Origin of the sequence: Actinobacillus ureae ATCC 25976 (assembly GCF_000188255.1) — a bacterium.
In the GTDB taxonomy this organism is placed as follows: Bacteria; Pseudomonadota; Gammaproteobacteria; order Enterobacterales; family Pasteurellaceae; genus Actinobacillus; species Actinobacillus ureae.
Genome location: NZ_GL831080.1, coordinates 1,176,492 through 1,185,624, shown reverse-complemented (window position 1 = coordinate 1,185,624; position 9,133 = coordinate 1,176,492). Strand labels below are relative to the sequence as shown.

General features: G+C 39.0%; 7 protein-coding genes. 5 read left to right on the top strand and 2 right to left on the bottom strand.

Going from position 1 to position 9,133, the window contains the following annotated elements:
* Nucleotides 1–28 precede the first annotated feature (28 nt).
* Together bioD and HMPREF0027_RS05560 are read right to left on the bottom strand one after the other, a co-directional pair.
* A complete protein-coding gene (bioD, locus tag HMPREF0027_RS05565) occupies nt 29–748 on the bottom strand; it encodes a dethiobiotin synthase (protein WP_005622893.1) in 720 nt (239 codons plus the stop codon).
* A 66-nt stretch (nt 749–814) separates the two neighbouring features.
* On the bottom strand, nt 815–2,008 hold the full coding sequence (locus HMPREF0027_RS05560; RefSeq protein ID WP_005622892.1) for an ROK family protein: 1,194 nt from the start codon (nt 2,006–2,008) through the stop codon (nt 815–817).
* Nucleotides 2,009–2,206: 198 nt separating this feature from the next.
* Here HMPREF0027_RS05560 and rnd point away from each other — a divergent pair, with 198 nt between their 5' ends.
* The 5 genes from rnd to aroG all read left to right on the top strand — a co-directional run bounded on the left by rnd (nt 2,207) and on the right by aroG (nt 9,129).
* A complete protein-coding gene (gene rnd / locus HMPREF0027_RS05555) occupies nt 2,207–3,322 on the top strand; it encodes a ribonuclease D (protein WP_005622891.1) in 1,116 nt (371 codons plus the stop codon).
* Nucleotides 3,323–3,463: 141 nt separating this feature from the next.
* Nucleotides 3,464–3,946, top strand: coding sequence for a leucine-responsive transcriptional regulator Lrp (lrp, locus tag HMPREF0027_RS05550; RefSeq protein ID WP_005622890.1), 483 nt, complete (start codon nt 3,464–3,466; stop codon nt 3,944–3,946).
* A 9-nt stretch (nt 3,947–3,955) separates the two neighbouring features.
* The gene (locus HMPREF0027_RS05545; protein ID WP_005622889.1) at nt 3,956–6,877 is read left to right on the top strand and encodes a DNA translocase FtsK; all 2,922 of its coding nucleotides are present in this window, start codon (nt 3,956–3,958) and stop codon (nt 6,875–6,877) included.
* A 185-nt stretch (nt 6,878–7,062) separates the two neighbouring features.
* Complete coding sequence (gene ypfJ / locus HMPREF0027_RS05540; RefSeq protein WP_044024303.1) at nt 7,063–7,926, top strand: KPN_02809 family neutral zinc metallopeptidase; 864 nt, start codon at nt 7,063–7,065, stop codon at nt 7,924–7,926.
* Nucleotides 7,927–8,052: 126 nt separating this feature from the next.
* The gene (gene aroG, locus HMPREF0027_RS05535; protein WP_005622885.1) at nt 8,053–9,129 is read left to right on the top strand and encodes a 3-deoxy-7-phosphoheptulonate synthase AroG; all 1,077 of its coding nucleotides are present in this window, start codon (nt 8,053–8,055) and stop codon (nt 9,127–9,129) included.
* The last annotated feature ends 4 nt before the right edge of the window (nt 9,130–9,133 follow it).

The window sequence follows — 9,133 nt, the reverse complement described above, 5'->3', positions numbered from 1 at the left end:
TGCAGATCAGACTAAGGCTATTTTCATTTTACTTTTTAAAATATTGTAAGAGAGGTTCAGGATTTTGAATATACGAAGTTAAATCTTTCTTATTCGGATAAGCGATATAAGGAATTTGACCAAGTAACGGCGCTTCAATTTCTTGACTCAATAATTCGATTAATTCCGCATAGTGGCGTAAACCTGGGTTAATACGGTTTGCGATCCACCCAACTAACTGAACACCTTTCTGCTTAATCGCCTGTGCGGTTAGTAGCGCATGATTAACGCAACCCTCTTTAATTCCCACCACTAATACGACAGGCATTTGATTATTCTTCACCCAGTCAGCAAAACTTAAATCTTTATTGATCGGAGTTAGCCAGCCATAAGTACCTTCAACCACAACATTCGGATAATTTTGCTGTAAACGGGTTAAATCTTGGTTTAATTTTTCTTCTTGGATATGGTGAACGGCGTCTAATGCAGCAAATACCGGCGTACTAGAGTGAATAAAGGTATAACTGTTAATTTCTCGATAAGCAACGGGTGTAGGACAACTATCCAGAATCGTCAATACATCCGGATTATCTTCGCTAGCATAGTCTGCTTGATTAAGTTCTGTCGGAAGAGAATCATCGCCGCCACAAGCAATCGGTTTATAACCAACCGCCACAAATTGATTTGCAGCTAATGTTTGTAAAATAGCACGGGTAACAATGGTTTTTCCCACATTGGTATCTGTGCCGGTAATAAATAATGAAGGCATATTTATTTCTCTATTATCTAAAAATAACAAAAAAGTTACAAAATTGCCTATATTTTAGCTCAAGTTTTAAAGCTGAATGATGTCCTTGATCAAATTTCCCTCATAAATCCCTTGTTTTATTGCGGAACAAGCAATAAGTGGACTATTCCATTCAAATTGACTGGTTACTAAGTCTACTTGGTGGTTACCGATAAGTAGTTCATTTTGTAATTTTTGCTGAATTTGTTCGAATAGAATATGTTTAATACGTAAAAGCGGCGAGTTAAACATAATTTTTTCAGTTGAAAAAATATTAATCAGATTCATTAATACATAAGCCAAATTATCACTAATATGCTCCAGAATCATCAGTGCAGTTTCATTTTGCTGTTCGATTTGCTCACATAAATACTGAATTTTTTCATTGTGCTGAGTAAATGTATTCGGTAGATAACGATCAACTAAACGGATAATGGCAGGGAAGGTAACCTGATGGTTAAGCTGATAGCGCTGAATTTCGTCACAATCACTTGGTGCGGCAACATCACTCAACGAACTGAATTTTGGCATTAGCATTTTATCAACATTCATTTTTGATTGTTGGTGAAGTAAATTTCCACGTAATAAGACACTTAGATTGGCTGCTTCATCTAGCTGCAAGAAAATCACGTTATCATTATTAATTAAGCTACCTAAAGTTGATTCCGTTAAAAGCCATAATTGAAAATGCTCGTTTAATAAAATAGGACAATCGAATTGTGCTTTTAATGTTTCCACAAATGCGCATTCGATAGATGTATCACCTAAACGTGTAATCTTACTATGTTCAGCATTAATTTGCCCAACAACACTAATTGATACGGCTAATATTCGATTAGCCTCCATCGGCGAATGCCAGAAAAGATCATTTAGACAAGTTTGTAAGTAGTTATCAAGTTGCGGATAGTCTTTGGAAGAAAGAGGGTAATGCTTGGTTTGAATTGGTTTGCCATTTAATTCGCACAATGAAATTTCTACGTTATCTGGAGAAAGCGTAAAACAGAGTAATTGCCAGAAAAAATTAGATACGGCTAAGCCTACAGCAGGTCTGCCACGTGAGGTGTTATTTTGTACCGTACGTTCCAAGATGAATTTATTATCAATTAATGATTTGGTGAGATTCGTAATTGAAGCTGGCGCTAAGCCCGAGAGTTTAGCAAGATCTGTACGCGAAATAAGTTCAAATTGTTCCACTAGTCGATAAATTGTACCAAGATGTTGGGTTTTATTATCAGAAATCATAGTATAATCCTTAAGTTAAAGCGTACTTCATGCTTATAAAAAGAAGCACTGCTATTAAAATCTACAAAATCAAACACTCCATAAGATAATTATTTTTGCTTCAATGCTTTTGAAGTACAACCACTTTATTGTAATTCTGTGAACTAACTCACATAATTAATTTATTTATTGAAAAAATTAACTAAAAAGAGCATAAAAATGAATCAGAACATTCACTATATTTGGGTTGATACCAATCAAAAACTAGCCGAGGTTTGCCAAAATGCAAGTCAAAAGCCGGCAGTTACATTGGATACGGAATTTATTCGTATTCGTACTTATTATCCTAAATTAGGTCTGATTCAGCTATTTGACGGCGAACAAGTGAGTCTTATCGATCCAACTAAAATAGATGACTTTGCGCCTTTTATTGAGCTATTGGCGAATCAACAAGTAGTAAAAGTTTTACATGCTTGCGGTGAAGATCTTGAAGTCTTTCAACATCGTTTCAAACAATTACCAACACCTCTGGTGGATACACAAATTATGGCAGACTTTGCCGGAATTGGGGTTTCAATGGGATTTGCTAAATTAGTAGCGCATTATTTACAGATTGAACTGGATAAAGGTGCATCTCGTACAGATTGGTTAGCCCGTCCTTTAAGTGAAGAGCAATTACAATATGCAGCAGCGGATGTATGGTATTTATTACCGGTTTATCAACGCTTAGTCGTAGATCTTGATGTTACCCGTTGGCAGAATGCAGTGGAAGAAGAGTGCCAAACCCTCTTGGAAAAACGCCAAAACTTACCGAATAGTTCAAAAGCATACAAAGATATTTCTAATGTATGGCGTTTGACCTCAGCACAATTAGCTGTGTTACAAGTTTTAGCCAAATGGCGTATGGAAGAAGCGGAAAAACGCGATTTAGCGCTTAACTTTGTTGTAAAAGGACAGAATTTATTTGAAATAGCCAAACTACAGCCTAAACATACTTCTCAATTATTAGAATTTATGCATCCGAACGAAGTTCGTATACATGGTAAAAAGTTATTACTATTAGTTGAGCAAGGGAAGGCGGTTACGAAAGAAGATTATCCGCCGACAATATCCCGTCTTGTCGATGAACCGGGTTATAAACACAGCTTAAAATTATTACAGCAAAAATTAGCCGAAATTCGACCGCTTGATCTTGCCCCTGAATTATTAGCAAGTAAGCGTCAATTAAATCAATTATTTAGTTGGTTTATTCGAGGGCAAAATCCGGAGAACTTGCCGGAGTTACTTAAAGGGTGGCGTAAAGAGTTTGGGACTCAATTAGTGCAAGTTCTCTAAAATTAAATCTGATCTATCGAAGGGAAAGCTTACTGCAAACAAGCGGTAAAATTTCCCTTATTTTTTGCAAACTCAATTAGACCAATGCGCTTAAACCCTGTACAATGGATCATCAGCACAAAAAACTATAAAGGGTAAAAAATGGAACATAAAAAACTACCTAAAGCATTAGATGCCATCGATTTAAAAATACTGAACGAGCTACAACGTAACGGTAAAATTTCCAATATCGAACTTTCTAAACGTGTTGGTTTATCACCGACGCCTTGTTTAGAGCGTGTAAAACGTTTAGAGAAGCAAAATGTGATTATGGGATATAGAGCGTTGCTTAATCCTGAATTACTCGAAGCACCGTTACTGGTGATTGTAGAAATCACCTTAGTGCGTGGAAAACCGGATGTGTTTGAGGAATTTAACCGTGCTGTGCAACAACTGGATGAAATTCAAGAGTGCCATTTAGTTTCTGGTGATTTTGACTATTTGCTAAAAACACGTGTGGCGGATATGGCGGCTTATCGTAAATTATTAGGCACGACTTTACTTCGTTTACCCGGTGTGAATGACACTCGTACTTACGTGGTAATGGAAGAAGTAAAACAAACTAATTATCTCTTATTAGAATAAGGAGTGAGTGTGATCGAACGATTCAAACCACGCTTAAAAGGTAAAGAAAATGTGATTAATTTCGCATTAATTTTGATGGGGCTATTTGGCTTTTATTTGCTCGTGGCATGGGCAAGTTATAGTCCGCTAGATAATGCTTGGAGTACGGCAAGTAGTGTTACGGAGCATAGAGTATTGAATAAAACGGGTGTATTCGGCGCTTGGATGATGGATTTACTGTATGCTTTTTTAGGTAAAGTTGCATTTATTGTGCCGTTTACCTTATGCGGCGTATCGGTATATTCCTTGGTTTTCCGTTTAGCGAATGAGTGGACTTGGAAACATTTTTGCTTGCGTTTCAGTAGTTTTATTTTATTACTGATTGGTTTGGCTGGGCTTGCTAGCGTGGTGTTGTCAAATAATGCCTATTATTTATCCGGTGGTTTTGTCGGCGGTATGTTCCAATCACTACTTGCAACAACAATCGGTCAATTCGGTGCATTGTTTATTGCAATGATTTTTACCGGTATTGGTTTCTATTTTTGTTCAGGTCAATCGCTCCTACTACTATTTGCCCAATTCTATGATTGGATTGTGGCAAAAGATCAACCTAAAGAGACGGCGGTAGCAGCAGATACGGAAGTAAATGAAACCCATTTGCAAAATTCAGAAGAAATTCAACCGCTTGTTATTGATGAGAATACTGCAGAAGAGGCTCAAGGTGATTCCGAGACTCAGCAGCTGACGGATGTTTCAGTATTTAGCCGTCCAAATATTACCGGTTTGAAAGTACAACCTGAATTTGTAGACAATGAGATGGATTCTGAATTAGCAGATCAAAATATGTTTAACGTAGAAACTGAACTTGAGTTACCAAAAATTAATATTCAAGGAATGGAACTTGCTAGTCAATCGCCTGTCACCCAAGAATTTGTTGAGCCTAATGCAGAAATTGAATTACCAAAAATTCGTTTAAATCCGTTAGTGGAAGCGGCAGTACCTCAGTCTGAAGTGATTTCGCCAACTGATGAATTCAAGCAAGCGCTTGAACAGCAAGATGAATTTGAAGTAGTAGAGAATAATGATGAGGCAGATGCAACGGTTGAATATCAAGATATGAATCCGCCTATGCCGGCATTTGTTCAAGAAGCGAAACCGGTGGTACGTTTACAACCGGTGCTTGAAGAATCAACACAGAAAGAAGAGCTTGAAGAGGATTATGAAGTATTGTTAGCAAAAGAATTTGAACAAGCGGAGCAGGCTCGTTTAGCGCAAATGGAACAACGTGCTAAAGCGCAAGGTTTAGAGCAAACATTTGAAGAAATTATCAAGAGTGAGCCGGAGCCCATCGTTATGCCAAGTGTGAAAGTTGCTAATATGTCGTCGGAAGTAGAATCAGTATCAACGCCTAATTATCTAAAAAGTTATGGCGATACATTAATACACCCATTGCTACAACGTAACCATACAACGGAAAAACCGACAACGCCATTACCAACGATTGATTTGTTAGATGAGTCGCCACGTCAAACACAGCAAATTACCGAGCAAGAGATTGTTGAAACTTCTCATCGTTTAGAAAGTGCATTAGCAAATTATGGTGTGAAAGCAACGGTTGAAGACGTATTGGTTGGTCCGGTTGTTACTCGCTATGAAATCAAACCGGCTGCCGGTGTTAAAGCCGCAAAAGTAGTCGGTTTAGCGAGCGATTTATCCCGCGAATTAATGTTTAAAGCAATTCGTATCACCGAAGTGGTGCCGGGTAAGCCTTATATGGGGATTGAGACGCCTAACAAACAGCGTGAAACGGTTTGGCTTCGTGATGTGTTAAATAGTGATGCCTTTAAACACAGCAAAGCAACCTTACCAATGGCGCTAGGTAAAGATATTAGTGGCGAACCGATTGTGGTTGATATGGCGAAAATGCCGCACTTACTGGTAGCAGGGCAAACCGGCGGTGGTAAATCGGTTGGTGTTAACACGATGATTTTGAGCTTATTGTTTAAGCTTTCACCGGAACAAGTACGCTTTATTATGATTGACCCAAAAGTGGTTGAACTATCCATCTATAACGATATTCCGCATTTGTTAATACCGGTCGTGACCGATATGAAGAAAGCGGCAAATGCTTTACGTTGGGCGGTGGAAGAAATGGAACGCCGTTATTTATTAGTAAGCCACTTAAGTGTGCGTAATATTGAAGGCTATAACGATAAAATTGATCAGGCAGCCGCGATGAATTACCCGATTCCTGATCCAACTTGGCGTCCGAGCGATTCAATGGATCAATTACCGCCGGCTCTAGAGAAACTCAGCTATATTGTACTGATTGTGGATGAATTTGCAGATTTAATGATGTCTGCCGGTAAAGAGGTTGAAGAATATATTATGCGCATTGCGCAAAAGGCTCGAGCAGTTGGTATCCACTTAATTCTTGCAACGCAGCGTCCTTCAACCGATGTAATTACCGGTGTAATTAAAGCAAATATCCCAAGCCGTATTGCGTTTACCGTAGCAAGTCAAATTGACTCTCGTACTATTTTAGATGCGGGTGGGGCGGAAGCATTATTAGGGCGTGGTGATATGCTGTATTCTGGTGCAGGCAGTCCGGATATTATTCGTATCCACGGTGCGTTTATGAGCGATGAAGATGTGCAACGTGTGGCAGATAACTGGCGTGCACGAGGAAAGCCGCAATATTTAGAAAGTATAGTCGCTTCCATTGGCGAATCTGAAGGCTCAGAGCGAGTTAGTGGTGCAAGTGATTTAGATCCACTGTTTGATGAAATTGTTGAATTTGTGATTGAAAGTGGAGTGACTTCAATAAGTGGTCTCCAACGCCGCTTCTCATTAGGTTTCAACCGTGCAGCACGCATTGTTGATCAAATGGAAGCACAAGGGATTCTTTCAGAGCAAGGAAAAAACGGAAAACGTGAAATTTTAGCAAGATAAAAGCGACAATGTAACGTCTTGTATTTTAAACAAGCGGTTAAATTTTGGCAAAACTTTGCAAGTTTGGCTTTGAATTTAATCGCTTTTTGTTATTTGGATTTAGCATAGGAATTACTTGTAGGATATCTCTGGATATTCGTATAAAATTAGGGTTGATTTATTATTTTAGTTTCAAGGAAAGCAAAGTGCGTTTAGAGAATGAAAGAGAGAGTTCAAACGTAGAAGATAGACGCGGACACCCCGGTTATGGTCGTCGTTCTTCCGGTGGACGAGCTAAAGGTGGGATTTTAGGCTTTATCATCGTATTAATCGGGGCTTATTATGGCGTGGATTTAACCGGTTTGATGGAATATAACGATTCACAATCTTCTTATCAACAGCAACAAACAGCACCGATTCTTTCTGCAGAAGAAGCGGAACTTAATACGATTGCTCGCAAAGTACTGTACACTACGGAACGTATATGGGGTAATTATTTTAAACAAAACGGTTTGATTTATCGTGAACCCAAATTAGTGCTTTACCGAGGCGTTACGCATACCGCTTGCGGCACGGGGCAATCTGCGATGGGACCATTTTATTGTCCGGTAGATCAAAAAGTTTATCTCGATTTATCGTTCTATGATGATATGAAGTCACAGCTCAGAGCATCAGGTGATTTTGCTTTTGCTTATGTCATTGCACACGAAGTTGGTCATCATGTTCAAAACTTATTAGGCATCAGTGAGCAGACTAAAAGAGCACAACGTAACGCTCGTAACCAAGCGACAGCGAATAAAATATCAGTAAACGTAGAGCTTCAAGCAGACTGTTTTGCCGGTGTTTGGGGTTACCAAATTCAAAAAGAAGGAAAATTAGAAGCCGGTGATGTAGAAGAGGCATTTATTGCTTCACAGGCTGTTGGTGATGACCGTTTGCAAAAACAAGCTCAAGGTTATGTTGTGCCGGATAGCTTTACACACGGCTCTTCTGCTGAGCGTTTGGCTTGGTTCCGTAGGGGATTACAATCCGGTAATCCAGCTGTTTGCGATACATTTTCTGTTCGTTAAAACAGTAAAATATTTTTGTACTAGTCAAATAGTTCAAAAACCATTTGACATCATTTTATAATTTTATTAAGTTAGGTCTACACCTTTTCTAATAACTGTTTAAAACAAACAATAAGAGAGCACACAATGTCTTACAAGAATGATGACCTACGTATTACTAAAATTGAAGAACTTTTGCCACCGGTTGCGTTATTAGAACGTTTTCCGGCAAGTGAAGTCGCTGCTGAAACGGTGGAAAATGCTCGCCAAGCTATCCATAAAATTATTCACGGTGCGGATGATCGTTTATTAGTAGTGATTGGCCCTTGCTCAATCCATGATCCTAAAGCGGCATTAGAGTATGCACAACGTATTAAGGTACTTCGCGCTGATTCTAAAATTAACCAAAATCTTGAAGTTGTTATGCGTGTGTATTTTGAGAAGCCTCGCACCACTGTAGGTTGGAAAGGGTTAATCAATGATCCGTATTTAAATGAAACTTATGCACTAAATGATGGTTTGCGTATTGCGCGTAAAGTGTTATCGGACATTAATGATTTAATGGTTCCGGCAGCAGGTGAATTTTTAGATATGATTACGCCGCAATATATGGCGGACTTTATGAGCTGGGGAGCAATTGGCGCGCGTACAACCGAATCTCAAGTACACCGTGAATTAGCTTCTGGTTTATCTTGTGCGGTAGGTTTTAAAAATGCAACAAATGGCGGTGTAAAAATTGCCTTAGATGCGATTGGTGCAGCAGAAGCTCCGCACCATTTCTTATCGGTTACTAAATTTGGCCATTCTGCAATTGTATCGACGGCGGGGAATCCGGACTGCCATATTATTTTACGTGGTGGTGATAATGGTACAAACTATGATGCGGAATCTGTTGCAAAAGTTTGTGCGGATATTGAGAAAACAGGTCGCCGCCCGCACGTAATGATTGACTTTAGCCACGCAAATAGCCAAAAGCAATTTAAACGCCAAATGGATGTTTGTGCTGACGTATGCCAACAAATTGCGAATGGTTCGGAATTTATTTCAGGTGTAATGATTGAGAGTCATTTAGTTGAAGGTCGCCAAGAATTAGGCGATGGTAATTTAGAGAATTTAGTATATGGCCAAAGTGTGACAGACACATGTATTGGCTGGGAAGATAGTGAAAAAGCGTTATTTGCATTAGCGGCAGCAGTTGAACAGCGTCGTGCTAAGCGTGCTTAATCAC